Origin of the sequence: Phyllobacterium sp. 1468, from assembly GCF_031455525.1 — a bacterium.
Classification (GTDB): Bacteria; Pseudomonadota; Alphaproteobacteria; order Rhizobiales; family Rhizobiaceae; genus Phyllobacterium.
This window is the reverse complement of sequence record NZ_JAVDSX010000004.1, coordinates 183,342-208,337: the sequence shown is the minus strand read 5'-3', so window position 1 is coordinate 208,337 and position 24,996 is coordinate 183,342. Positions and strand designations below refer to the sequence as shown.

Below are 24,996 nucleotides of genomic sequence, written 5' to 3'. Positions count from 1 at the left end.
AAATAACTGGTCGTTTAATGCTGAGAACTTCTGTTTTGCGTCATGTTCTTCTTGGCCTCACCGTTGCGCTGCCAGCGGGATTGAGTGCGCTGCCTTCCTACGCCCAAAATCCTGTGCCTTCGGCGGCGATCCCTATCCCTACGCTGAAGCCTTTCGCCTCAACGCAAACGCGGGTCAGCCCGGCCATTCAGGCGGCGATGCATCCGGACCCGGTGACGACGGCGGGCATCGCCCAGCCGTCCAGGCCTACCGCCATCGCCGGGACCCTGAAGAGCGGGCTCGATGCCATCGCTTCGGGAGACGTGCGGCGGGCGATCGGCATTCGCAACGGCCTGCCTTCGCAGGCGCTCGACCGGCATATCCTGACCTGGGCCATCGGCCTTTCCAATGCGCCGGGTGTGCCGAGTTCCGAGATTGCGCAGGCCGCCGCAGAACTGCCGGGCTGGCCGGGCATGGCAACCTTCCGCAGCAATTCCGAACGGGCGCTTTTCAAGGAAAATCCGGCGCCTTCGGTGGTCATAAGTTCCTTTGGCAACACCGCGCCGCAGACGACCGAAGGCGTGATCATCCTCGCCCGCGCCTATGTGGCCAGCGGCAACCAGCGCGCCGCACGGCAAATCCTCGGGCCGTTCTGGCGGACGAAGAAGCTCGATGACAATCAGGAAGCCATGATCCTCAAGGAGTTTGCCGGGGTGATTTCGCGCGAGGACCATCTGACGCGCATGCTGACCATGCTCTATGAGGGCAAGGTGAAATCCGCCGGGCGCGTCGCCAAGCTTGCCGGTGCGACTTCGCTGTATCAGGCCTTTGCCGCCGTGCTGCAGAAAGCCCCCGATGCGGGCAGGAAGCTGGCGCAGGTGGATGGTTCCTGGGCGCAGAACGCCGCCTATATCTTCGCCAAGGCGCAATATTTGCGGCGGCAGGAGAAATACAAGGAAGCGGCGGACACGATGGCCGCAGCACCGCGCGATGCGGCTTCGCTGGTCGACCCGGATGCGTGGTGGACCGAGCGCCGGGTGTTGTCGCGCGAGCTTCTGGATATTGGCGATGCCAAGCGCGCCTATCGCGTTGCCGCCTCGCACAGCGCCGAGACGCCTGCGGTTGCGGCGGATGCGGAATTTCACGCGGGTTGGGTGGCGCTGCGGGCGCTCAACGATGCGAAAACGGCGCAGAAGCATTTTGCCCGGATCGCCGAGATTTCATCGAAGCCAATGTCGGCTTCGCGCGCCTATTACTGGCTCGGACGCGCGGCGGAAGCCGGCAGCGCGGGCAGCGCGGGCGACTATTACACCCGGGCATCCCGCTATGGCACGACGTTCTACGGGCAGCTTGCGGCCGCGAAGCTCGGGCAATCCGGCTTGCAACTGCCCTACCCCAAGCCGACGGACGCCGAACGGACACGCTTTGCGCAGCGCGAGGCGGTGCGGGCGATCCAGCGGCTCGAGGATACGGGTTACGATTCGCGCGCGGCGATGCTTTATACGAGCCTTGCACAGGAACTCGACAGTCCCGGCGAACTCGCGCTTTTGGCGGTGATGGCCGAGCGCAAGGGCAATCATTACGTCGCCCTGCGCGTCGGCAAGGCTGCGGCCCAGCGCGGTATCGACGTCGGCGCGCTGTCGCATCCGATCGGCGCCATTCCGGGCAACGCCAATATCTCCGGCTCGGGCACGGCCCTCGCCTATGCCATCGCCCGGCAGGAGAGCGAGTTCAACCCGGCCGCCGTATCCAGCGCCGGGGCGCGCGGCCTGCTGCAGCTTCTGCCTGGAACGGCCAAGGGCGTCGCCACCCGCGCCGGCATGAGCTATTCGAAGGACCGGCTGACGACCGACGCCGCCTACAATGCGACACTCGGCGCGAAATTCCTTGGCGAGCAGATCTCGAAGTTCGACGGTTCGTATGTGCTTACCTTTGCCGGCTACAATGCCGGCCCGACCCGCGCCAATGAGTGGGTGGCGAAATATGGCGATCCGCGCGGCAAGCCGCTCGACGAGGTCGTCGATTGGATCGAGCGCATTCCCTATACGGAGACACGCAACTACGTGCAGCGGGTGATGGAGAACTACGAGGTCTATAAGGCGCGGCTTACCGGCAAGGCGCAGATCGAAAGCGATCTGACCGCCGGACGGCGCGGCTGATCGCTTGGATTTTCGCGAGATATTCTACGATGCGCCGGATGGGTTGAAGCTTTACGCGCGGGTGTACGAACCGGCGCGCGCGACGGACAGCCTGCCGCTGGTGTGCCTGCCCGGCCTGACGCGCAACGCCCGGGATTTCCATGAACTGGCACTGGCACTTTCGCAGCATCCGGAGACACCGCGGCGCGTGATCAGCTTCGATTATCGCGGGCGCGGGCGATCGGCCTACGATCCCGATTTCACGCATTATAATATAGGCACTGAAGCAGGCGATGTGATTGCCGGGCTCGGCGTGCTCGGGATCGATCGCGCGGTGTTTCTCGGCACGTCGCGCGGCGGGCTGATTATCCACATCCTCGCAGCGATTGCGCCGCAGCTCCTTGCCGGCGTGATCTTCAACGATATCGGCCCGGAGATCGGGCCAGCCGGATTGTTGCAGATCAGCCAGTACCTGAACAACCCGCGGCTGCCGAAGAGCTGGACGGAAGCGGCGCAGATCCAGCGCGCCGTGCATGGGGCCGCATTTCCGGCTTTGAGGGATGCGGACTGGGTGCGCTTTGCCCATGCCATCTACCGCGAGATCGATGGAACTATCCGCCCGGACTACGACCCGAACCTCGTGAAAACGCTGCAAGGTATTGATTTCACGCAGAAATTGCCGGATCTATGGGTACAGTTCGATCTATTGGCCGAACTGCCGCTGCTGGTCATCCGCGGGGAAAACACGCCGCTACTGGCACGGGAAACGGTCGAGGAAATGACGCGCAGACATCCAGCGTTGCAGGTGATCAACGTGGCCGGTCAGGGCCACGCGCCGATGCTGGAAACCGGGCGTCTGCCCGAGCTGATCGCAGCGTTTGTGGCTGGTGTGGATTTAAGGGCGGTCTAAGTACCCGGTCCTGGAGCTCCTGTTGCCCGGCCATGCTGCTGTTCGTGGTTCGCGGTTCGACAGGCTCACCGTATAGAAGCTCACTATGAGGGGGGCAAATTGACTGCAGGGAGTGAAATTCTGCAACGTTGGTGATTGTCGTTGCAGTACCCTGCTTGCCTCATGATGAGCCAGTCGAACCACGCACCGGCTTCGGTGCAGCTTTTTTCGGCGCGGCCTTGGGCTTTGCCTTCGCCGCAGGCTTCACCAAGCCGGCGGCCTGCTTGACCCAGCCCTCGCGATGAGCGCGACCGGGAAAGCCGATTTCCTCGCTGACCCAGGCGGCTTCGTCCGGAGTCCAGCCGGCGATCTGGTCGTAATGGAAAATGCCGGCCGCGAAGAGTTTCGATTCGATCACCGCACCAATACCATCTATCTCGGTCAACTTGTCCGGCTTGCCGCGGCGTGCAGTCTTGAGTAACGCCGGGCGGTTCTTGTCATCCTGCCTTGGGCTCCGCACGATTTTCGCCTCGGCCTTTGCCTGGTTTTTCTTTGGCGCGGCCGTCTTGCGTCCTGATCCGCGGCTCGCACCTGCAGGATCTGGCGCGGGAACCGGTTCCGCCGGCGGGATCATGGCGGCGGCTTCTCTGGCAGATTTCTTCACATCGTCATTGGCAGGTTTACCGAGCAGCGACAGGGACGCAAGCCGCGCATCGGCTGCCCTCGTCGAGCTCTCGGAAACAGAATCGCTTTTTGCCGAGAACCTCTTGGAAACATTGCCCAAAATCGCGCCGATGATAAAGGCGGCGGCAATGAGGAACAGCGACGATAAAATGAACATCACCATGATTCGTTATCCCACCTTCGCGCAGAAGTCAGGCCTGGGTCGACCAGCCGACATAGAAACCGACAAGAGCGGCAATCAGAAGAAAGAGCCAGAGTTCGCTGATCAAGTACCACATGCCGTTGTCCTCCCAATGGCTGCTGGCCAATGGCTGCTGGCTAATTGTTGCTGGCGCTGGCCGGCACTTCCAATTTCACCTCGCCCGGCTTTCCATTGCCCGGAAGCGCCGTCTGCAGAGCAGCATTCAGGCTATCATAGCCATTCGAATTGGCAGCGGTACCCCTGATGTTGTAGGTTTCACCCGAAATTTCCACTTCGCCATTGGTCAATTGCGCCGCTTGCGCCAGCGCGAAATCGACAAGATCGAAGAAACCTTGCGGTGCGCCGCGCGCCACGGCCATTTCATCGAGAATTTCGATGCCAGGCATGGCACTTTCGGCGGCGGCAAGGATCTTGGCGCGGGAATCGCCATAGGGAACGTTGCCCGAAAGCAGAATACCTTCATCGGATTTGGTGACCGCGAAGGAAAACGGAACAGCGAGGGGCAAAAGTGTCGCCTGGTTGTCGACGACCCGAACGCCCCTCGTCGCACTCACAATTTTCAGCGCGTCCGCGAGCGCTTCCTCGGATGGTGCAATTCCCTTGAGGACCAGATCGCGGCCATCGATTTCGGCGCTTGCCCATGGATTGCCGGCCTCAAGCGCATTGTTGGCGGCCTCTGTGAGCTCACGGTCGATCGGATCTGTCAAAAACCACACAGCCAAGGCCGTCAGCAGCGCAATGGTGATAACGCCCGGCCAGAACCAGCTTTTGATCGTCTGCATACAGTCAATACTTTCCTGTCTTGGAGCCCGTTCTGGAACTCTGCAGCGGCGCTCACCTGACACGATCTTCTGCGCTTCCGATACTCGCGTACAATAGGTACGCTTCAGCTCCGGTTCGCGAAAACCACGTCATATGTTTCGCCGCGGCGATTTTCCTAACGGGCTCTCACCCGAAAATATGTCTGCCCGCTATTTATGGCCATTTCAACACAGCGGTATGTCCGCGAGCCATAAACATTGCAGAGCACCAGATTTCGGGCAAAAGAAAACCCGGCAGCTTGCGCTGCCGGGTCCAAATCAACCAATCCGAGAAGGATTAGAAGTTGCGCTGGAAGCGGATGATGCCGCCGAATGCATCGTCATTACCGCCGTTGAATTCGGAAGCGGCCAGACGAGCACCGTCAAACTTGGTGTAGTTGATTTCCGGCGTGATCGTGAAGCCAGGAACCAGCTCGTACGCTACGTTAAGAGCGAAAGCGTATGTGCCCTCGTCTTCCCAAGCAGCCTGCGCGTTGATGGTTGCCTTGTCGGTAGCCTTGACAGCAAAGCCGCCCCAAGCTGCCCAATCGCCTTCCCATGTACCGAACCAGTTACGGCTGTCGAGATCAACTGCGCCCGTGACCGGATCGAAGTCGTTGTCATAACCGGACTGATAGCCGCCCATGATCCAAGCAGAGAACATTTCGTTGAACTTCACGTCCAAACGGATCTTGCCAGCGAATTCTTCAACGTTGGAGTCGTAACCGACAACAGCCGAAACGCCGCCCCAACCCTGTGTGAACTTCGCACCAGCAAGAACGTGTGGCATGTAGTCTTCGATGACATAGTTGCCGCCGAGGCCGGTAACATCGTCCTGACCCTGTTCAGCACCGATCATAGCGGAGAAACCATTGCCGCCAACGAAGGTGTAGCTGACCTGGTTGCTCTGGCCGGACTGGTAGTTGATCACGTCGTCGTTGATGATCGCGCCGGCATAATCTGTCCACGAACCGAAGAGTTCGTCAGCAGTACCGATGCGGAAGCCGCCGAGTTCGATCCATGCCTGTGGCAACGAACCGCCGTCATCAACACCGTTGGTGTACTGGAAACGGCCCTGGATGTACGAACGCAGGGTGCCGAGTTCGGTTTCCGAACGAGCGTCGAAACGAACTTCTGCACGAGTGCGCTTGTACCAGGTTTCGTTGTCCTTGGCGCCAACGTTGGTGCCGTCATAGACATTGTCACCACCAGCAGCGTCGTAACGAACGTAACCGCTGATCTTCAGGCAGGTTTCGGTCCCCGGAATGTAGAAGAAGCCAGCGCCGTATGCGTCGCAAACGCGAACGTATTCGACGGGCTCTGGTTCAGCGACAACGACTGCGTCTGCAGCGCGTGCCCCTGATACTGCAACGAGAGCTGCAGCGGAGCCGATTAGAAGGCTCTTGATGTTCATTTCTGACCTCCAGTCAAAGTTAAAAATGGGTCTGGGCATTCCAATTTGGCTGAAGGACAACCTGTCCCCATCCCCTAAGTCCAAGAAGAAATGCGATGAACGCCCTTCCTCCCGACAGACCATACTCGCCAGCGCCGGGGTTTCAACCATGAATGTCCCCATCGGCACCCTGTTAGGGCTCTATGCCAAGCCGCTGTTGCACAAAAGCCACGAAATCGCCTCGGCTCCTCCAATATCTTTACCCCTCATTAATATTGGTAACCCGGTTTTTAATAAAATCTTGTCGGCTCATGGCGGGATTGGAACTGCAAACACCTGAAGAATCGGCCATTACGGCGGCGTTGCCGGCCAATCGCTGAATCGAATCAACGATTTTCCGCTCTCCCTGAATGGTGATTTGACATGACATATCTCTACCTCCTTATCGCCATAGTCTGCGAAGTCGTGGCCACTTCCGCCCTCAAGCAGGCGGATGGATTCAGCAGGCTTTGGCCATCGCTGGTTTGCATTGCCGGCTACGGAGCGGCGTTCTACCTGCTCTCGATATTGCTCAAAACCATGCCCGTCGGCGTTGTCTATGCGATCTGGTCGGGTGCGGGAATCGTGTTGATCGCCGCTGTTGGCTGGTTCTGGTTCAAGCAATCGCTGGATATTGCTGCGATTATCGGGTTGATCCTGATCGTTGCCGGCGTGCTCATCGTCAATCTCTTCTCCAGCTCAGTCGGGCACTAGGGCCTTTCAAGGCTTTAGGGTCAGTATCTGCTGCCCAATTGGTGCGCCAGCCATCCATTTCCCAGGAGCCTCCGGTCGAATCTTGACTGGAGGTCAGAAATGAACATCAAGAGCCTTCTAATCGGCTCCGCTGCAGCTCTCGTTGCAGTATCAGGCGCTCACGCTGCAGACGCAGTCGTCGTCGCCGAACCAGAGCCCGTCGAATACGTGAAGGTGTGCGACGCGTATGGCTCGGGCTTCTTTTATATCCCCGGCACCGAAACCTGCCTGAAGATCAGCGGCTATGTGCGCGCCGACATCCAGGGCGGTGACGACGTGTATACCGGCGCCGAGCGCGACACCTATGACTGGCGTGCACGTGCGCTTCTCCGTTTTGACGCCCGTTCGGAAACCGAACTCGGTACGTTGAAGTCTTTTGCCGAGCTTCGCTACAACTTTAAGAATGGCGCGGACGCGGAAACGGTCGATCTGAACCAGGCAACCATCGAACTCGGCGGTTTCCGGGTCGGCGCAGCTGACTCGCAGTTCACGAGCTGGACCGGTTATCTCGGCGATATCATCAATGACGACGTGATCGCTGAAGGCAACTATGTCACCAACCAGATCAGCTATACGTTCACTGGCGGCAATGGTTTCTCGGCGTTTGTCGGTGCAGAACAGGGCAATGGCGACAATCTGATCAATGACTATCTTCCGCACATCGTTGGCGGTGCGAAATTCGAACAAGGTTGGGGCGCGGTCTCGGGCGTCGTCGGCTACGACTCCAAAGCGGAAGAATGGGCTGGTAAGCTCCGCCTCGATGTCAAATTCAGCGACACGATTTCAGCCTGGGTTCTGGGCGGATACAAATCCAACGACGGAACCGATTTCTACGGTACCTGGAATGGCGATTACGCCGTCTGGGGCGGTATTTCCGCCAAGGTTACGGAGACCGCAACAGTCAATGCACAGCTTGGCTATGAAGACGAAGGCACAATCGCCGCTGCTTTGAACGTGGCTTACGAGCTGGTTCCTGGTTTCACGATCACGCCGGAAATCAACTACACCAAGTTCGACGGTGCGCGCGCGGCCGGTGCCGATGACGCATTCGGCGGCATCCTCCGCTTCCAGCGCAACTTCTAATTCCTTGATTGGCTGACACAAACCAATGCCGGGCGTTCCGGCATTGGTTTTTTGTCCCTCAACAAGCCAATTCGACGCTCGTTGTTTGCAATGCAGGGGTCCGGTCGAGAAGACCTGTCCACCCACCAAATTTTGAAACGCCCAAACCCATTTTTTATTTGATTGGAGATTAGAAATGAACATCAAGAGCCTACTTCTCGGCTCCGCTGCAGCACTGGTTGCAGTATCAGGGGCACGCGCTGCAGACGCCGTCGTCGCCGCCGAACCAGAACCCGTCGAATATGTTCGCATCTGCGATGCATATGGTGCCGGCTTCTTCTATATCCCCGGCACCGAAACCTGCCTGAAGGTCGGCGGCTATCTCCGTGCGGAAATTCATGCCGGTGACGATGCATACACGGGGGCCGAGCGCGACACCTATGACTGGCGCGCCCGCGCAGTTACTCGCTTCGATGCCCGCTCGGAAACAGAACTCGGCACATTGCGTTCCTTCGCGGAACTTCGCTACAATTTCAACAATGGTGCAGACAAGGAAACGGTCGATCTGAATCAGGCGACCATCGAACTTGGCGGCTTCCGTGTCGGCGCTGCCGACTCGCAGTTCACATCCTGGACCGGCTATCTCGGCAGCGGCATCATCTCCGATGACGTCATCGCCGAAGGCAGCTACGTCACCAACCAGATCAGCTATACCTATTCTGCCGATAACGGTTTCTCGGCATTCATTGGTGCGGAACAGGGTAAGGGCACTTACCTGATCGATGACTATGTTCCGCACATTCTTGGTGGCGCGAAATTCAAACAGAGCTGGGGTTCGATCAGCGGTGTCGTCGGTTACGACTCCAAGGCCGAGGAATGGGCCGGCAAGGCTCGTCTGGACGTAACCCTCACAGATTCTGTCTCGGCGTGGGTCATGGGCGGCTACAAGTCCAATAACCGCAAGGACTTCTACGGCACCTGGAATGGCGATTACGTTGTCTGGGGCGGTATCGCCGCCAAAGTCACAGATAAGGCAACAGTCAACGCACAGGTCGGCTATGAAGACGAAGGCACAATCGCTGCTGCTTTGAACGTGGCTTACACCCTGGTTCCCGGTTTCGTTATCACGCCTGAACTCAACTATACCAAGTTTGATGATGCTCGCCAGGCCCGTACGCCCGGCGCCAAGGATGATGCCTTCCAGGGCATCGTCCGCTTCCAGCGCAACTTCTGATCATTGGTCAACTAAACAACCAACGCCGGGTTTTTTCCGGCGTTGGCCTTCCCTTCAAACCATATTCACCATTCAATTTTCAGCGTTCGTAGAGCAACGCACAGACATTAACGAGAGAGGATTTTTAAACCGGTCGTGGACCGAGGAGATGGTGACATGTTTGGACAACAACCAGCAAGGTTGGACCTTGATGAAGCCGGTGATGGTTTTATCAAACGGAAGTCTATTAGCCTAAAGTGGCATGGATTTCTGGATTGCGCTTTCGGAAAAGACGGGTACAACTCGTCTGATATTTTTCCGATGTTTGTTTTATCGATTAGAGCGCAATCATTATGACGATCTTGGGTGTCACTCCCTCCCCGCCCGAAACGGCGTTTCCGGTCCGGTTCCAGTACGATCTCAGCTATGCTTCGGCGGACCATGGGATCAAACGATTGGTCAAGGAGTATTCTCTCAATAATCTGACGGCGCAATATATCAGTATTCTCTGGGATGAAGGTTCGCACAAAACCAATGTCCGGTCTTTCCTTGGAGAAATCTCTGAAATATTGGGCGGCGAGCGTTTCAGCGTTTTCACGCAGGAAATGCTCGATTCTGTGATCGGCACGCTACGCGAGCGCGGCAATAGCAATGCAACCATCAATCGAAAGATGGCTGCCTTGAGCAAGCTGCTGCGGAAGGCGTGCAAGATGGGCGACATTTACAATCTGCCGGAGTTCCGGCGGCAAAAGGAGCGGCAGGGACGTATCCGCTTCCTTGAAGCCGAAGAGGAACAGCGGCTTTTCTCGGCGATCCGCAGGCGTTGCGAAGACAGCTACAGGTTGAGCATCTTCCTGGTCGATACGGGTTGCCGGCTTGGCGAGGCAATCGGCCTCAACTGGAACGACCTGCAGGACTCGCGCTCGACCTTCTGGCTGACGAAATCCGGCCGCAGCCGCACGGTTCCTTTGACCGCCCGGGTGAAGGAGGTCGTCCAGATCCCGCATGGCCGGTTGAAGGGTCCCTTCGCCATGCACACGCAAGTGCGTTTTCGCGCGATCTGGAACGAAGCCAAGGCGGAAGTCGGACTTGGGACGGACGATCAGGTGGTCCCGCATATTCTGCGCCATACCTGCGCTTCACGCCTGGTTCGCGGCGGCATCGATATCAGGCGCGTACAGATCTGGCTCGGCCATCAGACCCTGTCGATGACGATGCGCTACGCGCACCTTGCCACCAATGACCTCGATAGCTGCGTGGCTGTACTCGAACGCCATTGAGATGAATGAAGAATATCCAGCCCCTGCAAGCTTATTGGGGTCCATGGGTCCAGCGGCATGCGGAAGGTGAACCCCGTTTTTTTCAAGGGCCGAGGAAACGTCCAGGGTCCCCCCCGGTGACACGCAGTCAACCCGGCGGGCTCACAGGCTTAAGATCTGTTAATAGGCAAAGTACTTTCGTGCCCTAGGAGCCCTTTCCAAGAAAAACTGCGCCGATATCAACTTATTTCTGATTTAGTCACATAATACATCTGCATTATAGAAATCTAACCTCGACGATTAATTGACGTTGCGCCGCTCATCTGTAAGGATTTCAAGCGGCACACCGGAGACCTTGAATGGCACAATGGTTGGATATACTTCGCGAGAAAAACGAACTCGCGGGGCAGCTGAGCGAAAAGATACCGAGGTTTCTCGCCTATGAAGGCCTGACGCTGGATCAGGCAACACGGCTGCACATCTTTCTGGAAAATCACGCAGAAGAAATGCGAATGTTGGCTAGGGAGATCGGTGCGGTCGACCTTGTCGATGCGCTGCATGAAGCTGCCGATGCGCTCGACGGGATATTCTCGGACCTCGCGGCTGCGGCCGAGCTCAAGGTTGCGGAGCTTCGGCACAAGCAGTCACATGCCAACGCGGCACCTGCTCCGAAACTCGCATACAACTGAGACGAGCGAGCCTCATCCGCCGAATTGGCAGCGATTGACGATCTGTCCCGCCGAAAACTTCGCGGCATGGCGCCAGGATTCGTCCGTATCACCGCGGTAGGTGATCAATTCCCCGCAAATCGCGCGCTGATCCTCGACGTTGAGCACGGAATATTTGACCCAGCCAATCAACGTGCTGGTCTTTTCGACGGCACCGATAACGACAAAACGTGCGCCAGCCTGCTTGGCCTGCCGGGCAAGCGGTTCGAAACCTGGGTCTGCCGCCGTACATTGGGACGCCTCGCAAGGAAGCGTCACAAGTTCGAGCTTGCCGCTGGCAGCCAACTGGTCGCGCAGAAAATCGGAGAGCGCCTTCAACCTGCGCTTGTGCGCTTCGCTCTGATCCACAGGTTCACCGGACGTGTCGAGAAAGTCGAAATTTGCCACCGCAACCGGCACTGCGGGCTCGGCATGCACCGGTGAAATAGCGGCAATGGCACCGAGCGCCACCGCCGCGAACGAGGCACGGACTGTCATTTCATCATCCTTTTCTCGGTGCCCAGATCACCAACCACGGAGACGATGGAATGTTCCCCGCGAGCGACGGGAGGAAGGATAATCGAAACCGCAACGATGTCCAATTCGATGGCAACGCGGCGGCCGGCAACACCCCTTGCCTCTTGACATCCCACGTTCACATTGAATTGATAAGGGACGGCTTAACGTCAAGAGGGCATTCATGCACGACGATGAAGAAGACGACAACATCATGCATTACACCACGCCAATGTGGTGCCATTTGCTCATCTTCGGCTTTGCTGTCTCGATCGCCGTGGGTATCTGCCAACTCTGCTCATAATTTTCTGCCAGCAGGTAAATAAACGAGGCCCCGCCTCATAAGTTGAGGGACAGGGCTCAGCCGGGCGTCGATGCCCGCATGGCACGGCTCAAACCATGAAGCCTTGGATCGTCTAGCGATGTTTGCGCTGTGTCTGGAACGCCAGGATCAGGACGACAGCGACGGCGAGCAGAATAGAAAGATCACGCATAACTGTAACCTCCAAATGCGAATGGACCGGCGTCGAACCCGCGCAGGCCTTTTGTCCGATGATCATTCCGACCGGTTCATCTGAAGTCCGGCCAGCAACGAGCCCCCTTGCGGAGACATTCGCAAAATAGCCGGAACGGCATATGAAATCGATTGGAGCTTTGGTTCGGAAATATCAAAATCTTATAAAGACCTGCGGTCTTGCTGGCGGCAATTGAAACAGCCCGGGCTGCCACGCAACCAGGATTGGCCCTATGGCCTAAGTTCAAAAAGTTCTGTCTGTCCGGTTCGTCCCTTGACGCTGACAATCTCGATCGGGACAAGATTAAACATTGTGCCAACCGCATCGCGGACTGCGCCGCTGACGAGGATCGACGTTCCATACTGCCGGTTGAGCCCCTCGAGACGCGAGGCGATGTTCACGGTGTCTCCAATGGGCGTGTACTGCCGGCGTGTCTCTGCACCCACGCTGCCTACCACAGCCGGTCCGGTGTGCAGACCAAAGCGCGTGATAAGCTCGGGACGACCATCCGCGCAATTGGCGGCATTCATCGTGTCGATCGCAGCCTTCATCGCCAAGGCGCAGTGACAAGCATGCTCCACATGCCGATCATCGGGAACGGGCGCGTTCCACATGGCCAGAATGGAGTCGCCTATATACTGAACAATCGTCCCACCGTGACGTTCGATAATCCCGTTGAGTGCTTCAAAATAGCTCGAGAGCAGAGCGACGACTTCTTCCGGTGAGCGCTGCTCGGAAATGGTAGTGAAGTCTTGTATGTCGGTGAAGAGGACCGTGATGTCTTGCCGTGCTGCCGAGCCGACAGCCGATTGACCTGCAATGACGATCCTGCGCACAAGCTCCCGCGGCACGTAGAGCGAGAACGTCTTGATGGCGGTGCGCGCCGAACTCAGGGCCTTTGCCAGCGCATTGACCTCGGATATGAAGGAATGTGCGCTGCGGCTTTCGCCGAATTCGAGTTCACCGATGTGCCTGGCTTCGTCGGCGAGCGCAAAGAGTGATTTACTGATCAGCCGGGATATGACGAGCGCGGCCAGCACGCCTGCGGCAAGGAAAGCTGCGGCAATCGCCAGGTTGCGCTTCAGCGTGCGCTCGACGGACGCCACAAGTTCGTCGAGCGGGGCCGATATGACCACCGTATAACCGCCGACCAGCCCGGCGACGTCCTCGCTAAAGAACTGCGCCAGGTATTCACGTCCGTTCACCGGAAAACGGACCACATCGCCAGTCGCAGGCCCCCCGCCCGAGGTTAGTAGAGTTGCGATTGCCGGAATGGCAGGATCGGCTTTTGCAAGGTCGGCAACCGAGAGCTCCCGTCCCCGCCGAAGCTGCCCGCGGATTTCATTCATGACAGTCTTGTCGGAGTGGACGAGCACGCGACCGTTCCGGTCAAAAACGTAGCCGTGCGCCCCTTTGGAAAGCGCACTGACATCGACCGTTTCCCCGAGGGTAAGCAGCAGCACGTCCGCTCCGATCACGACGCGATTGCCTTCCCCCGCGGGCATCGCGAGCGTTATCGTCATGGAGTTGGTGGCGGCCGAGACGTAAGGTCCGACCGAGACCGCCTTGCCGTTGTCGACAGCTGCGATGTACCATGGCCGAATACGCGGATCGAACATATCATCGCGATCAGAACGCCGAAAAAGCTGACGTCCATCCTTGTCGTAAAACGTCCAGAGAGTACTTTGCCCACCGCCTACCTCGGTAATCACGCGGACGGCAAATGCCGTCTCCTTGGAGGCATCCAAATTGGTGCGCCATTCCGGATTTGCGGTCACGTCGACAGCCTGCACGAAACTACCGTCGGGATAGCCTGCATAGACGCTGTCGATACGGAATGTCGACTGCAGGACTTTGAGCAGGAAGTCGTGCTTTGCCTTCAGATCTCCTGGCGGTGCGGTAAGCATCTCCGGCACGACAGAGGCGGTCACCACTCCCGCATAGCCACTGTTGAACACGTTGCGGTAATCCTCTATCGCGCGAAGCCCGAGTTGGCCCATCTCGGCTTTGCCGGCCGAAAGAGCCGTAAACTTGCCCTGCGCATAGGTCATCCAAATGAGGGGTAGCGAAATGCAGGCCAGCAGCCCGAGGATCACGACACTCAGATGCAGCCGCAAGGGCACAGCCCACGCCGAAAGGGCACCTTTGTTTTTGCTACCCCTGATCTGCATCGCAACGCCCCCCGGCCTTAGCACGGAACGCCTCTGCGGTATCAATCAGCATTGTGGGCGAGAGCCGGGCGAGAAGGTAAATACCATTGCCGGCCGAAAAAGAACATCACCCGACGCTCGATACAATGGATCAACCGCTGATCGATAGTAAAGCGGAGGTCGTCTAGGTCATCGCACCTGGAGTAAATGAATACACGCCCTAATTAATTTTAGTGAGGTGACGATTTATTGAGGAGAAATAGTGGTTTCCGCACAATACACAGAAACGAATCGGGGACCAGTGATATGCGGAATCGCGACATTGAACCTTTGGAACTTCGGGACTTCCTCGTCATGGGAGTGTTATTGGCAGCCGTCTTGTTTGTGTTGTGGGGAACAGTTCTGACGATCGGCAATACCCGGCACAATTTCGAAGTGCAGCCTGTTGTTGCACGCTAGAGCAAAAATTTGCTCTAGCGGACGGCGGCGACAATGTGGGCGCTGATACGGCCCTCGATGGCGCCGCTTCCAAACCGCTGGGCCAAAACCTGTGTCACATGTTCTGTTGCCTCCTCAAGACCGGATGGCGAGCGGGCTTCGATCTCGTTGCGCAGCGGTGTTCCCTGGCAAAACGCGATCGCGGCATCGCGCGCTGAATCCGCACGGCTGGTCTTGTCGCGTTTTTCCATGGCGATCGACCTGAAACCCGCAGCCGACAGTTCGTCGCGGATCACCTTCTGATCCCAATAACCATGTGGTGTTCTTGCCATGAAACGAGGTGGGTCGTCGGGAAACAATTCTTCCAGCGCGCTCGTCACGGCCTGAGTGAAATCACTGGTGTCGAGCCTGTCCCAAACGTTGAAAAAATAGCCCCCGCCGGGCTTCAGGACGCGATAGGCTTCCTTATGTCCCCGGACCTTGTCCGGGTAGAACATGACACCGAATTGACACGCTACGGCGTCGAACATCTGCGGATCGAAGGGAAGCGCGAGAGCGTCCGCTTGCTGCCAGACGATGCGACGGTCGTCGGACTGCCTCGAACGTGCACGATCAAGCATCGGTTGGTTGAGATCCGATGCAACGATCCGTGTTTCCGCGTTGAGCCGGGAAGCCATGGCCCGCGTCAGGACACCGGTGCCGGCGGCGATCTCCAGCACGGTTTGCGGCTTGAACCTGGCCACCCGGTCGGCGAGATCCTGCGCATAGGGCTCAAAGATCATCGGCACAATGAGCCGGTCATAAATTTCCGGAATTGCACCCGCGAAGATTTTGTCGGTCGCCACCATAGGCTGTCTCCCGCTGTCCACCCAGCTGGATATCATATGCTTCTGCAAGCCGCTGCGGAAGCGTCGGTTCGGGGTGAACTGAAAGCGAAAAAAATGGCCGGACAGGGACGGCGATCCCTGCCCGGCCAAGCGCCACGAACCTTGCCTCAATTGGCCGCATTCACCAGATCGTCCCAGCTCTTCACCTTGTCCTGCCTGTCGAGAAACGGCATGACGGTCTCTGCCATCGCCGGGGCAAAGAAAATGTCGTAGTGCGTGCGGTTCGGGATGATGGCGAGGCGGTTTTGCGACATGGTCTCGCGCATCCAGCCCGCATCTCTGAGGCCGCCGCCAAGCAGCTGGTAGAATTTGATTTCATGTTCGGGGCGGTACATGTCGCTATCGGCAAACACCAGCATTACCGGCATCTTCAGTTTCGCGACGTCGGTGGAGTAGTCATAGGGCTTGCGCATCAAATCGCCCATCGCGTCAAGGAGCCGGGGGAAGTCCTCGGGTTTCGGGGCGACGGCAACATAGGATTTGTACATGGGCGTCTCCTTCATCATGTCGGCCATGCCCGCACCCACCGCGCCCTGCATCTTGATCATTTCGGGATAGAATCCGTCCTGCGCATAGCCTGCCGATACCAGCGCCACGCGACCGACCATTTCGGGATGCTGCACGGCCAGCCGGAACGCCACGCCGCCGCCGAAGGAATAGCCAAGGACGTCGGCCTTGTCGTAGCCAAGCGACTTCAGGAGCGTCGCCATGTCGTCACCCATCGCTTCAAGGCTCATCGGGCGATTGCCAAGCTCGGTGCGGCCATGGCCTTGCAGGTCGACGGCGATAACCTGCCGACCCTGGACGAGGCGCGGCATGATAGGCTGGAACATACCGGTGGATCCAAGGCCTCCATGCAGCAGGAGCAGCGGTGTGCCGGTCCCTTCGCCCTGTATTTCATAATAGTAGTCAATGCCGCCAGCTTCGACGTGCCCGCTTTTTGCCGCGGGATCGGCGTGGGCCGACGTTACGATCAATGCAACCGCCGCAACAGCGATGAGGCTTGAAAGAATTTTCATGTTCGTCTCCTCGGACAATGGGAACTTATGTGTGCCAATGCAGTTATGACGAACAGTAGCCAGAGCACCCGACAGCCTTGCGAAAATTATTTCGGGGCTGGCGAGGTGCTTTCCGGTTCTGATAGCAGAAAAGTGTCTTGACCCCCCGCCGGACGCCTACCATGTTCGATCCAGCCTGGACGCTCAGGACAGACCAACTCAAGCCAGCACGCCCCACGTGCGCAGCCAGATGCGGGACACGAACATGATCACCTTCAAACTCAACGGACAAGAACGGACTTTCGACGGGGATCCCGAGACCCCCTTGCTTTGGGTCATTCGCGATTTCGAGAAACTCACGGGCACGAAATACGGCTGCGGCATTGCCCAATGCGGCGCCTGCACGGTGCACATGGATGGCACCACGCGCCGCAGTTGCATCACACCGATATCGACGGTCGAAGGATCGGATATCATCACGATCGAAGGTATCGAAGGCAAGGAGGCCGACGCCATTCACAAAGCCTGGGTTGCAATCGACGTGCCGCAATGCGGATACTGTCAATCCGGGCAGATCATGTCCGCGGTGGCGCTTCTGCAAACGACGCCCAAGCCGACCGATGATGATATCGACGGCGCGATGGCAGGCAATATCTGTCGATGCGCCACCTACCACCGTATCCGGCAGGCGATCCATAACGCTGCCGACACGATGGAGGGCTGAGCCATGACCATTCACAACATCACGGCTACGCGCCGGTCCTTCCTCGCAGGTGCAGGGCTCGTCATCGGCTTCACGCTCGCGCCAAAAGTGTTTTCCGCTCAGGCGCTCGAAGGTGTCCCGGCCGGCGGCGCGGAGACGCTTTCGCCGATGAACGCCTTCGTCAAGATCGGCGCCGATGACACGGTCACCGTCCTGTCGAAACATATCGAATTCGGCCAAGGCCCATTCACCGGGCTAGCAACCATCGTCGCTGAAGAGCTCGACGCGGACTGGAGCCAGATGCGGGCGGTGCATTCGCCGGCGGACGACAAGGTCTATGCCAACCTTGCCTTTGGGCTTCAAGGCACGGGCGGCTCGACCTCCATCGCCAATTCCTACGAGCAGCTCCGCAAGGCGGGCGCCACCGCCCGCGCCATGCTGGTATCCGCCGCGGCGGCGGAATGGAACGTTCCGGCAAGCGAGATCACTGTCTCGAAAGGCCGGATCAAGCACGCAGCCTCCGGCAAGGAAAGCGGCTTCGGCGCACTGGCCGCCAAGGCGGCGACGCAGACACCTCCTGCCGAACCGACACTGAAGGACCCGAAGGATTTCGTGCTAATCGGGCAGGAACTTCCAAAGCTCGATACGCTCAGCAAGACCAATGGCACAGCCGTGTATACGCTCGATATAACTGCCGAGAACATGCTCTATGCTGTCGTGGAGCACCCCGCGCATTTCGGTGCGACGGTCAAATCCTTCGACGACGGCGAGGCGCGCAAGGTGCCGGGCGTTGTCGATGTCAAACAGGTACCGCAAGGCGTCGCCGTCTATGCCGACAACACCTTTGCCGCACTGAAGGGCCGCGCCGCCTTGAAGGTCGAATGGGATCTCTCGAAGGCCGAAACCCGATCAAGTGACCAGTTGACGGCGGACTACACCAAAATGTTCGGAGAAAAGGGTCTCCAGGCCACGCATAATGGCGATGTCGACAAGGCATTCAGCGGCCAGGGCGTACAATCGCTCGAAGCCACGATTGTTTTTCCGTTCCTCGCGCATGCGCCCATGGAGCCGCTTGATGCGGTATTCATCAAGAGAGCCGATGGATCGGTCGATGTCTATAACGGCGCGCAATTCCCCGGCATGGACCATAAAACCGCTGCAAAGGTCTTGAACCTCGATCCCGCGAAGGTCCGGCTGAACACGCAGATCACCGGCGGCAGCTTCGGCCGCAAGGCACAGTTCGGCTCGCCCTATATGCAGGAAGCCGCTGGTGTTTTTGCAGCCACCGATGGCACACGTCCGATGAAGCACATGTGGACGCGCGAGGACGACATTCGCGGCGGTTATTATCGTCCGATGTATGTGCACAAGATGCGCGGGGCGATGGATGCCGATGGCCAGATCGTCGGCTGGGACCAGACAATCGTCGGCCAGTCGATCATGGGCAAGGCCGACCTCGATTCCACGTCGGTCGAAGGCGCTTCGGACCTGCCGTACACGATCCCGAACCTTCGCGTCATCGCGCACAATACCACGCTCGAGGTGCCGCCGCTCTGGTGGCGCTCGGTCGGGCATACGCATACGGGCTTCGCGGTCGAGACTTTCGTCGACGAATTGCTGCAGAAGGTCGGCAAGGATCCGGTCGAGGGCCGGCTGGCGCTTTTGAGCAAAGAGCCCCGGCATATGGGAACGCTCAAGAAGGTCGCCGAAATGGCCAATTGGGGTTCGCCAGCGCCTGATGGACGCCAGCGCGGCGTTGCTATCGTCAAGAGCTTCGACAGCTATGTCGCGCAGATCGTCGAGATTTCCCTGGGTGAGGACGGCGCGCCCCGCGTGCACAAGGTATGGTGTGCGGTCGATTGCGGCGTTGCGGTCAATCCCAATGTCATCGCGGCGCAGATGGAAGGCGGCATTGGCTACGGTCTCGGCGCGGTCCTGTTCGATGCGATCACGCTTGGAGACGGCGGCAAGATCGTCCAATCCAACTTCCACGACTACCGGTCATTGCGCATCAACGAGATGCCGGCAATCGAAGTCGCGATCATTCCGTCAACCGAAAAACCGACCGGTGTCGGCGAACCGGGTGTGCCCCCGGTCGGCCCCGCGGTTGCCAATGCATGGCGGCGACTGACCAATAATCCCGTCCGGCAGCTGCCGATCGTCAACGTGCTTTCGGCTTGAGGGGACGCAGGATGAAAAGGAACATCGCTTACATCTCGCTCGCAGTGTGTCTTGCGGTCAATGGCGGGCTTGCCATCTCGAGTATTTCCCTCGCCCAGGACAAGCCGGCCGTGGCGAAGGAGGAGCTCAAACCCGCATCGTCGTTCCAGTCGATTACCGATGAGAAGCAGCGATCGGTTGCGCTTTTCGAGGAAGCCGGCAAGGTCATCGAGCATCCGCGGTGTGTCAATTGTCATCCGGCAAGCGACAGGCCGCTGCAGGATATGTCCATGCATCCGCACCAACCCCCGGTGTCGCGCGGTGAAGGCGGCATGGGCATGCCCGGAATGCAGTGCAACACCTGTCATGGGCCCGAAAACGTCAAGATCATCGGGCAATCCGAGACGATCAAGAGCATTCCCGGCAATCCGAACTGGCACCTGGCCCCTATCGAAATGGCCTGGGAGGGCAAGTCTCTCGGCGCCATCTGCAACCAGATCAAGGATCCGCAGCGCAATGGCGGCAAGAATCTGGACGAGATCGTCGAGCATATAGCGCATGACGACCTCGTCGGCTGGGGCTGGCATCCGGGCGATGGCAGGGAGCCGGTACCAGGAACGCAGGAAGCCTTCGGCGAACTGATCAAGGCCTGGGTCGCGACCGGCGCCGCCTGCCCTTCATAAGGCGTCAGCTTCTGCTGGCGATCTCGACTCCCAGGCGCAATGTTTCGCGTATCAACAGGTCGAGATCGCCTTGGCGGGTGCGATGGTTGTTGATTGCGACACGCAGGCAGTGTTCGCCATGAACGGTTGTGTCTGAAATGGAAGCCGTCCCTTCTTCCTGCAATCTCAGCATGATCTCGGTGTTGAGCGCCTTGAGCCGTTCGCCGGAAAACCCTTCAGGACGATAGCGATAGCAGACGATGTTGATGTTGGTGATTGCGACCAGCTCAAGCAGCGGCTCGGCTTCGACCAGACTATTGAGATAGTGGCCCTGCCGGATGTTCTGGTCGATGAGACGCCCGAATTTTTGAACACCGTGTTCCTTCAGCGACATCCAGACTTTCAGCGCGCGGAACCCGCGAGAGGTCTGCAAGCCATATTCGTGCAGCCAATTGGCCGATGCGAGGCCGCGCGACGTCATCTCCAGATATTCCGGCGTCACCGCAAATGTCTCGCGGTGCGCAGCCGCATCGCGGACCAGCGCGCAGCCGACCTCGAAGGGAGCGTGCAGCCACTTATGCGGATCGAGTGCGACGGAGTCCGCGCGCTCTATGCCGGCAACGCGCCACCGGTTTTCGGGTGCAATGGCGATGAGTGCGCCAATGCAACCATCGACATGGAACCAAAGTCCCTCCTCCGCTGCCAGGGTCGCCAGACCCTGCAGATCATCGAAGGCGCCGGTGTTGACGGTGCCTGCGGTTCCGATCACGCAGGCAGGCCGAAAACCTGCTGCACGATCTTCCGCGATTGCCGCGCGCAAGGCGGAAAGGTCAATGCGCAACTCATCGTCGGTGCCGATGCGCCGGAGCGCGTGGTTGCCGAGGCCGAGCGATTCCATCGCCTTGCGGTGACAGCTGTGGAGCTGATCCGAACCATAGAAACGCAAGGGCTTTTCGATCGCAGCGACGCCCTGCTCGCGCACGTCAATGCCAGCCCTGGCGTTGCGCGCCACAGTCAGGCCGATGATATTGGCCATCGAGCCGCCGCTGACCAACGTGCCGCTGGCCGAGGCTGGCAAGCCCAGCATCTCTTTGCACCAGTTGACCACCTGTTGATCCATGAGCGCGGCGGCATGATTGCCGCCGCCAAGGTTAGAGCCCTGAATGGCGGCCAGAAAATCGCCCAAAGCCCCGGTAAAGTTGCTCGAGCCCATGTACCACGACCAGAAACGCGGATGAATGTTGCCCATGGGATAGGACATCACCGTATCCGTGACCTCGCGATAGACTTCGGCAAGTGGTGCCGGCGATTGGGGCAAGGGAGCGGCGAAGGAGGCCCTGACCTCCTCTGGCATGTCCTGCCAGACCGGACGCTCCCGAACATTGCGCAAGTAACCGACCGCATCGTCGATGACCTGATGCGACAAAGACTGGACGCTCGCCCAGTCCTCCGGATCGAGCGTTTCTTCTGCGTTCCTTGCTACCGGCTTGAGCGATGTGTCCATTTCAGACCTCCGGTCATTCCGCGGCGAACTGGTAGCCGGGGGTCGAGCGCGAAAGTGCGGTTTCCTCTTCATCCATATCGGCCTCGATCCCCTCGAAGAGCGGCGTTGTCATGTAGCGCTCGCCCGTATCGGGAAGCATGCACAGGATCACGGAACCCGCGGGCGCCGTTTCGGCGATGCTGTGCGCGACGGCAAAGGTCGCACCGCCGGAAATGCCGGTGAAAATGCCCTCTTTTTGCGCCAGAGCCCGCGCCCATTTGATCCCTTCCGGTCCGGGAATCGGCACGACTTGATCGTAGAAGCTGTCGTCGATGGCTTCCTGCAGCACGAACGGAATGAAATCCGGCGTCCAGCCCTGGATTGGATGTGGTTCGAAGGCAGGATGGCTGGCAGCCGGCGCGTTGCCCGCGCCCCGTTCCTGCGCCTTGCCGCTACCGAGCAGTTGCGCATTGGCCGGTTCACTGAGAACGATCCGCGTTTCCGGGCGCTCCCGGCGCAAGACACGGCCAACGCCAGCGACAGTGCCGCCGGTTCCATAGCCGGTGACGAAATAATCGAGCCGTGATCCGGTAAAATCATTGATGATCTCGCGGGCAGTCGTCGCTTCATGGATATCGGCATTGGCATCCGTTTCGAACTGGCGTGCGAGGAACCAGCCGTTCATCTCGGCAAGTTCCACGGCCTTCCGGTACATGCCAAACCCCTTTTGCGCGCGGGGCGTCAGCACGACCTTGGCTCCCAGCATACGCATGAGCTTGCGCCGCTCGATCGAGAAACTATCCGCCATTGTCACGACCAGCGGGTAGCCCTTCTGCGCGCAGACCATGGCAAGGCCGATCCCCGTATTGCCGCTGGTGGCCTCGACAACGGTCTGACCCGGCTTCAAGGTGCCGTTGCGCTCGGCCTCTTCGATGATGTTGAGCGCCAGCCTGTCCTTGACCGACGAAGCCGGATTGAAGAACTCGGCCTTCACATAGATTTTGACATGATCGGGAGCGAGATTATTGATCCTGATCACCGGTGTATCGCCGACCGTGTCGAGAATGCTGTCGAAAAGGCGCCCTCGCCCATTCGTCGTTCTGATTGTTGCTTGCGTTGTCATGATCCTTTTCCCCTATGGTTGTTTTTTGCGCAAATTGCGCAAGCCGCACCCGGCACGTAGGGCGCCGGATGCAACTTTTCGATTTCCATGATAGAACAAATGCGTGGGGGTATCGTGGGAACAAGCGTGGAAACGCACGTGGAATCTGCATTGATAGCGTTGACCGGCCATGCTGCCGGCGTTTGCGTGCGGATGCTTGGTCCCCTGTCAATCGCCCAGAACGGTGTCCCGCTGGAACTTCCCGCGTCACGCAAGGTGCGCGCTCTTTTCGCTTATCTGGCGCTGACGCCGCATGCCGTCGGACGCAGCCGCCTCTGCGATCTCCTCTGGGATGTGCCCAACGATCCGCGCGGCGAATTGCGCTGGAGTCTCAGCAAGCTACGAGGTGTCCTCAACGAACCGGGCCACCAACGAATTGAAACCACCGACGACACGATCCGGCTCGATCTCGGCGGCTGTTTCGTCGATGCCCTGCATGTTGCCTCGGCTGCGGAAGAAGGGATCGAGACGCTCGACCTACCGCGGTTGCGCGAACTTTCCCGGCACTTCGCCGGCGATTTTCTCGAAGGGCTTGAGATCGATCGCAGCCCGCATTTCAACCACTGGCTGATCGCTCAACGGCGCCGGTTCCGCTCCTGCCACGCTGCCGTACTTGAACATCTGGCCAAGAAACTCCAGGCAGATTCGGACGAGATATCATCCATTCTGAATGCATGGGTTGGGCTCGCGCCATTTGACAAGCGCGCGCATCTGGCATTGCTGGCAACGCTTGCTGAGTGCGGTCAGATCGTGGAATGCGAAGAACATCTTGCAACTGCGGCGCGGTTGTTCGAAGCGGAGGGACTGGATTTCACGCCGGTACGTGAGGCATGGCCCGCCATCAAGAACGGGCGACCAACCAAAACTGCGGAACACATCCATATTCCCGCCACCCCGCGCATCGATTTGATCTCACCAACGACCCCTATTGCCGGTGCAAACCATCACGCGTCACTTGCGGTCATGCCGTTTGTGCTGGAGACAAACAGCGAGCTGATCCGGGGCGGGCTTGCAGACGGCCTGACGCACGACATCATCACCCGCCTCGCCCGGCTGAAAAGCGTCTTTGTGATCGCACGCGGTTCTGTTTTTGCCCTTGCAGAGCGAAATATTGGTCCCGAAGACGCTGGCCGTCGCCTGAACGTGGATTACGTGGCCAGCGGCAGCGTGCGGTACCAGCAAAACCGCATTCTAGTGCGCGCGGAGCTTGTCGAGGTGCGAACCGCGCGCATCGTGTGGGCGGAAGTCTTCGATCATAAGCTTGATGACACATTCCTCGTGCTTGACGAAATCGGCAACAGGATCGTTTCGGCAATCTCCAGCGAAATCGAACTGGCCGAGCGCAACCGCGCGATCCTTAAATCGCCAAGCTCATTGAATGCCTGGGAGGCCTATCATCGCGGTCTCTGGCACATGTACCGGTTTACACGGCAGGAGAACGAGCTTGCGCAACACTTTTTCGGGGTGGCTGTTAAGCTCGATCCAACCTTTGCCAGAGCGCATGCGGGCCTGTCGTTCACCCATTGGCAGAACGCCTTTCAACGCTGGGGCGATTACACGAAAGAAAGTGACCAGGCCTACGCTGCGGCTGGCCAGAGCCTTATTGTCGACGACAACAATCCGGCAGCACACTGGGCCATGGGCCGGGCCCTGTGGCTGCGGCATCGGCAGGATGAATCGCTCGTCGAGCTTGAACGAGCTGTGGAACTCAGCCCGAATTTCGCACTCGGCCATTACGCGCTGTCGTTCGTCCAGTCGCAGTCCGGCGATCCGGCAGCGGCGATCGGATCGTCCGACCATTCACGGCATTTGAGCCCCGTCGATCCGCTGTTGTTCGGTATGCTGGGTGCGCGCGCCATGGCCCATGTCCGTCTCGGTCAATTCGAGGAAGCGGCGCAATGGGCACTGAGAGCAGCGGCGCGGCCCAATGCCCATGCCATCATTCTCTCCATCGCCGCACATTGCCTGGCACTGGCCGGGCGGATCGACGAAGCGAAGGGCTTTGCCGCTTCCATACGCAAGACACTACCCCAGTACTGCGTCGATGATTTTCTTGCGACATTCCAGTTCACACCCGACACCGAGGCTGTCTTCAGGCAGGGCGCAAAACGTATCGGACTAGGCTAGGTCGTAAACTCCATCAATCTGGGCCGAAATCCACGTCCTGCCATGACTTGAATTTCAACATGCCGTCATTCAGGGTA

22 protein-coding genes and 1 pseudogene are annotated in these 24,996 nt (G+C 58.8%); 13 read left to right on the top strand and 10 right to left on the bottom strand.

All coding sequences use genetic code 11. From position 1 onward, the window contains the following. Positions 1-17 precede the first annotated feature (17 nt). Positions 18-2,138 carry a lytic transglycosylase domain-containing protein gene (locus tag J2X72_RS12985; RefSeq protein ID WP_405044705.1) on the top strand — a complete coding sequence of 707 codons (2,121 nt, stop codon included), beginning with the start codon at positions 18-20 and terminating at the stop codon, positions 2,136-2,138. 4 nt (positions 2,139-2,142) lie between these two features. Then, a complete protein-coding gene (locus tag J2X72_RS12980; RefSeq protein ID WP_310072526.1) occupies positions 2,143-3,027 on the top strand; it encodes an alpha/beta hydrolase in 885 nt (294 codons plus the stop codon). 160 nt (positions 3,028-3,187) lie between these two features. Here the strand turns inward: J2X72_RS12980 and J2X72_RS12975 are convergent, their stop codons facing one another. The 3 genes from J2X72_RS12975 to J2X72_RS12965 all read right to left on the bottom strand — a co-directional run bounded on the left by J2X72_RS12975 (position 3,188) and on the right by J2X72_RS12965 (position 6,106). Further along, positions 3,188-3,853 carry a hypothetical protein gene (locus J2X72_RS12975; RefSeq protein WP_310072524.1) on the bottom strand — a complete coding sequence of 222 codons (666 nt, stop codon included), beginning with the start codon at positions 3,851-3,853 and terminating at the stop codon, positions 3,188-3,190. Positions 3,854-4,008: 155 nt separating this feature from the next. Beyond that, the gene (locus J2X72_RS12970) at positions 4,009-4,674 is read right to left on the bottom strand and encodes a BON domain-containing protein (RefSeq protein ID WP_210001938.1); all 666 of its coding nucleotides are present in this window, start codon (positions 4,672-4,674) and stop codon (positions 4,009-4,011) included. 316 nt (positions 4,675-4,990) lie between these two features. Then, positions 4,991-6,106, bottom strand: coding sequence for a porin (locus J2X72_RS12965; RefSeq protein WP_210001934.1), 1,116 nt, complete (start codon positions 6,104-6,106; stop codon positions 4,991-4,993). On the opposite strand from J2X72_RS12965, the gene J2X72_RS12960 reads away from it, so the two are divergent. The 6 genes and pseudogenes from J2X72_RS12960 (at position 6,099) to J2X72_RS12935 (ending at position 11,100) form a co-directional block, all read left to right on the top strand. Then, positions 6,099-6,425 (top strand): hypothetical protein, encoded by a 327-nt coding sequence (locus J2X72_RS12960; protein ID WP_310072521.1) that lies wholly within the window; start codon positions 6,099-6,101, stop codon positions 6,423-6,425. The genes J2X72_RS12965 and J2X72_RS12960 overlap by 8 nt on opposite strands. Positions 6,426-6,508: 83 nt before the next feature. Beyond that, complete coding sequence (locus J2X72_RS12955) at positions 6,509-6,838, top strand: multidrug efflux SMR transporter (RefSeq protein ID WP_310072519.1); 330 nt, start codon at positions 6,509-6,511, stop codon at positions 6,836-6,838. A gap of 99 nt (positions 6,839-6,937) precedes the next feature. Next, on the top strand, positions 6,938-7,960 hold the full coding sequence (locus J2X72_RS12950) for a porin (RefSeq protein ID WP_310072517.1): 1,023 nt from the start codon (positions 6,938-6,940) through the stop codon (positions 7,958-7,960). Between the two features lie 175 nt (positions 7,961-8,135). Further along, entirely contained in the window at positions 8,136-9,173 is a 1,038-nt protein-coding gene (locus tag J2X72_RS12945) for a porin (RefSeq protein WP_310072515.1), read from the top strand. Positions 9,174-9,601: 428 nt separating this feature from the next. Beyond that, positions 9,602-10,432 (top strand): annotated as a pseudogene (locus tag J2X72_RS12940) (tyrosine-type recombinase/integrase); the annotation flags it as partial. A gap of 338 nt (positions 10,433-10,770) precedes the next feature. Continuing rightward, the gene (locus J2X72_RS12935) at positions 10,771-11,100 is read left to right on the top strand and encodes a hypothetical protein (protein WP_210001920.1); all 330 of its coding nucleotides are present in this window, start codon (positions 10,771-10,773) and stop codon (positions 11,098-11,100) included. Between the two features lie 12 nt (positions 11,101-11,112). Here J2X72_RS12935 and J2X72_RS12930 read toward each other — a convergent pair whose 3' ends face one another. The 3 genes from J2X72_RS12930 to J2X72_RS12920 all read right to left on the bottom strand — a co-directional run bounded on the left by J2X72_RS12930 (position 11,113) and on the right by J2X72_RS12920 (position 14,320). After that, on the bottom strand, positions 11,113-11,616 hold the full coding sequence (locus J2X72_RS12930; RefSeq protein WP_310072510.1) for a DUF2380 domain-containing protein: 504 nt from the start codon (positions 11,614-11,616) through the stop codon (positions 11,113-11,115). 434 nt (positions 11,617-12,050) lie between these two features. Next, positions 12,051-12,194, bottom strand: coding sequence for a hypothetical protein (locus tag J2X72_RS12925; RefSeq protein WP_310072508.1), 144 nt, complete (start codon positions 12,192-12,194; stop codon positions 12,051-12,053). A gap of 185 nt (positions 12,195-12,379) precedes the next feature. After that, positions 12,380-14,320, bottom strand: a complete 1,941-nt coding sequence (locus tag J2X72_RS12920) for an adenylate/guanylate cyclase domain-containing protein (protein WP_310072507.1) — start codon at positions 14,318-14,320, stop codon at positions 12,380-12,382. Positions 14,321-14,605: 285 nt separating this feature from the next. On the opposite strand from J2X72_RS12920, the gene J2X72_RS12915 reads away from it, so the two are divergent. Next, entirely contained in the window at positions 14,606-14,758 is a 153-nt protein-coding gene (locus tag J2X72_RS12915; RefSeq protein ID WP_210001916.1) for a hypothetical protein, read from the top strand. A gap of 14 nt (positions 14,759-14,772) precedes the next feature. Here J2X72_RS12915 and J2X72_RS12910 read toward each other — a convergent pair whose 3' ends face one another. Together J2X72_RS12910 and J2X72_RS12905 are read right to left on the bottom strand one after the other, a co-directional pair. Next, positions 14,773-15,585 carry a methyltransferase domain-containing protein gene (locus J2X72_RS12910; RefSeq protein WP_310072504.1) on the bottom strand — a complete coding sequence of 271 codons (813 nt, stop codon included), beginning with the start codon at positions 15,583-15,585 and terminating at the stop codon, positions 14,773-14,775. A 146-nt stretch (positions 15,586-15,731) separates the two neighbouring features. Further along, positions 15,732-16,643 carry an alpha/beta hydrolase gene (locus tag J2X72_RS12905; protein ID WP_310072502.1) on the bottom strand — a complete coding sequence of 304 codons (912 nt, stop codon included), beginning with the start codon at positions 16,641-16,643 and terminating at the stop codon, positions 15,732-15,734. Between the two features lie 244 nt (positions 16,644-16,887). Between J2X72_RS12905 and J2X72_RS12900 the strand changes: the two genes are divergently transcribed. The 3 genes from J2X72_RS12900 to J2X72_RS12890 are packed head-to-tail and all read left to right on the top strand — an operon-like array spanning position 16,888 to position 20,168. Further along, on the top strand, positions 16,888-17,346 hold the full coding sequence (locus J2X72_RS12900; RefSeq protein WP_210001910.1) for a (2Fe-2S)-binding protein: 459 nt from the start codon (positions 16,888-16,890) through the stop codon (positions 17,344-17,346). 3 nt (positions 17,347-17,349) lie between these two features. After that, positions 17,350-19,506: a xanthine dehydrogenase family protein molybdopterin-binding subunit gene (locus J2X72_RS12895; protein WP_310072499.1), complete on the top strand. Its 2,157-nt coding sequence runs from the start codon at positions 17,350-17,352 to the stop codon at positions 19,504-19,506. A gap of 11 nt (positions 19,507-19,517) precedes the next feature. Next, positions 19,518-20,168, top strand: a complete 651-nt coding sequence (locus J2X72_RS12890) for an Isoquinoline 1-oxidoreductase subunit (protein ID WP_310072497.1) — start codon at positions 19,518-19,520, stop codon at positions 20,166-20,168. A 4-nt stretch (positions 20,169-20,172) separates the two neighbouring features. Here J2X72_RS12890 and J2X72_RS12885 read toward each other — a convergent pair whose 3' ends face one another. Continuing rightward, a complete protein-coding gene (locus J2X72_RS12885; RefSeq protein ID WP_310072494.1) occupies positions 20,173-21,651 on the bottom strand; it encodes an aspartate aminotransferase family protein in 1,479 nt (492 codons plus the stop codon). 13 nt (positions 21,652-21,664) lie between these two features. Next, a complete protein-coding gene (locus J2X72_RS12880) occupies positions 21,665-22,753 on the bottom strand; it encodes a pyridoxal-phosphate dependent enzyme (RefSeq protein ID WP_310072492.1) in 1,089 nt (362 codons plus the stop codon). 99 nt (positions 22,754-22,852) lie between these two features. Here J2X72_RS12880 and J2X72_RS12875 point away from each other — a divergent pair, with 99 nt between their 5' ends. Then, on the top strand, positions 22,853-24,919 hold the full coding sequence (locus J2X72_RS12875) for a transcriptional regulator (RefSeq protein ID WP_405044704.1): 2,067 nt from the start codon (positions 22,853-22,855) through the stop codon (positions 24,917-24,919). Positions 24,920-24,996: the final 77 nt, after the last annotated feature.

Coding starts and splice junctions, on each gene's coding strand:
- J2X72_RS12915 (WP_210001916.1), top strand. CDS start 14,606: ATGCGGAATCGCGACATTGAACCTTTGGAACTTCGGGACTTCCTCGTC.
- J2X72_RS12935 (WP_210001920.1), top strand. CDS start 10,771: ATGGCACAATGGTTGGATATACTTCGCGAGAAAAACGAACTCGCGGGG.
- J2X72_RS12925 (WP_310072508.1), bottom strand. CDS start 12,194: ATGATCATCGGACAAAAGGCCTGCGCGGGTTCGACGCCGGTCCATTCG.
- J2X72_RS12890 (WP_310072497.1), top strand. CDS start 19,518: ATGAAAAGGAACATCGCTTACATCTCGCTCGCAGTGTGTCTTGCGGTC.
- J2X72_RS12930 (WP_310072510.1), bottom strand. CDS start 11,616: ATGACAGTCCGTGCCTCGTTCGCGGCGGTGGCGCTCGGTGCCATTGCC.
- J2X72_RS12985 (WP_405044705.1), top strand. CDS start 18: ATGCTGAGAACTTCTGTTTTGCGTCATGTTCTTCTTGGCCTCACCGTT.
- J2X72_RS12960 (WP_310072521.1), top strand. CDS start 6,099: ATGTTCATTTCTGACCTCCAGTCAAAGTTAAAAATGGGTCTGGGCATT.
- J2X72_RS12945 (WP_310072515.1), top strand. CDS start 8,136: ATGAACATCAAGAGCCTACTTCTCGGCTCCGCTGCAGCACTGGTTGCA.
- J2X72_RS12910 (WP_310072504.1), bottom strand. CDS start 15,585: ATGGTGGCGACCGACAAAATCTTCGCGGGTGCAATTCCGGAAATTTAT.
- J2X72_RS12875 (WP_405044704.1), top strand. CDS start 22,853: ATGCGTGGGGGTATCGTGGGAACAAGCGTGGAAACGCACGTGGAATCT.
- J2X72_RS12950 (WP_310072517.1), top strand. CDS start 6,938: ATGAACATCAAGAGCCTTCTAATCGGCTCCGCTGCAGCTCTCGTTGCA.
- J2X72_RS12965 (WP_210001934.1), bottom strand. CDS start 6,106: ATGAACATCAAGAGCCTTCTAATCGGCTCCGCTGCAGCTCTCGTTGCA.
- J2X72_RS12895 (WP_310072499.1), top strand. CDS start 17,350: ATGACCATTCACAACATCACGGCTACGCGCCGGTCCTTCCTCGCAGGT.
- J2X72_RS12885 (WP_310072494.1), bottom strand. CDS start 21,651: ATGGACACATCGCTCAAGCCGGTAGCAAGGAACGCAGAAGAAACGCTC.
- J2X72_RS12975 (WP_310072524.1), bottom strand. CDS start 3,853: ATGGTGATGTTCATTTTATCGTCGCTGTTCCTCATTGCCGCCGCCTTT.
- J2X72_RS12900 (WP_210001910.1), top strand. CDS start 16,888: ATGATCACCTTCAAACTCAACGGACAAGAACGGACTTTCGACGGGGAT.
- J2X72_RS12970 (WP_210001938.1), bottom strand. CDS start 4,674: ATGCAGACGATCAAAAGCTGGTTCTGGCCGGGCGTTATCACCATTGCG.
- J2X72_RS12955 (WP_310072519.1), top strand. CDS start 6,509: ATGACATATCTCTACCTCCTTATCGCCATAGTCTGCGAAGTCGTGGCC.
- J2X72_RS12905 (WP_310072502.1), bottom strand. CDS start 16,643: ATGAAAATTCTTTCAAGCCTCATCGCTGTTGCGGCGGTTGCATTGATC.
- J2X72_RS12880 (WP_310072492.1), bottom strand. CDS start 22,753: ATGACAACGCAAGCAACAATCAGAACGACGAATGGGCGAGGGCGCCTT.
- J2X72_RS12920 (WP_310072507.1), bottom strand. CDS start 14,320: ATGCAGATCAGGGGTAGCAAAAACAAAGGTGCCCTTTCGGCGTGGGCT.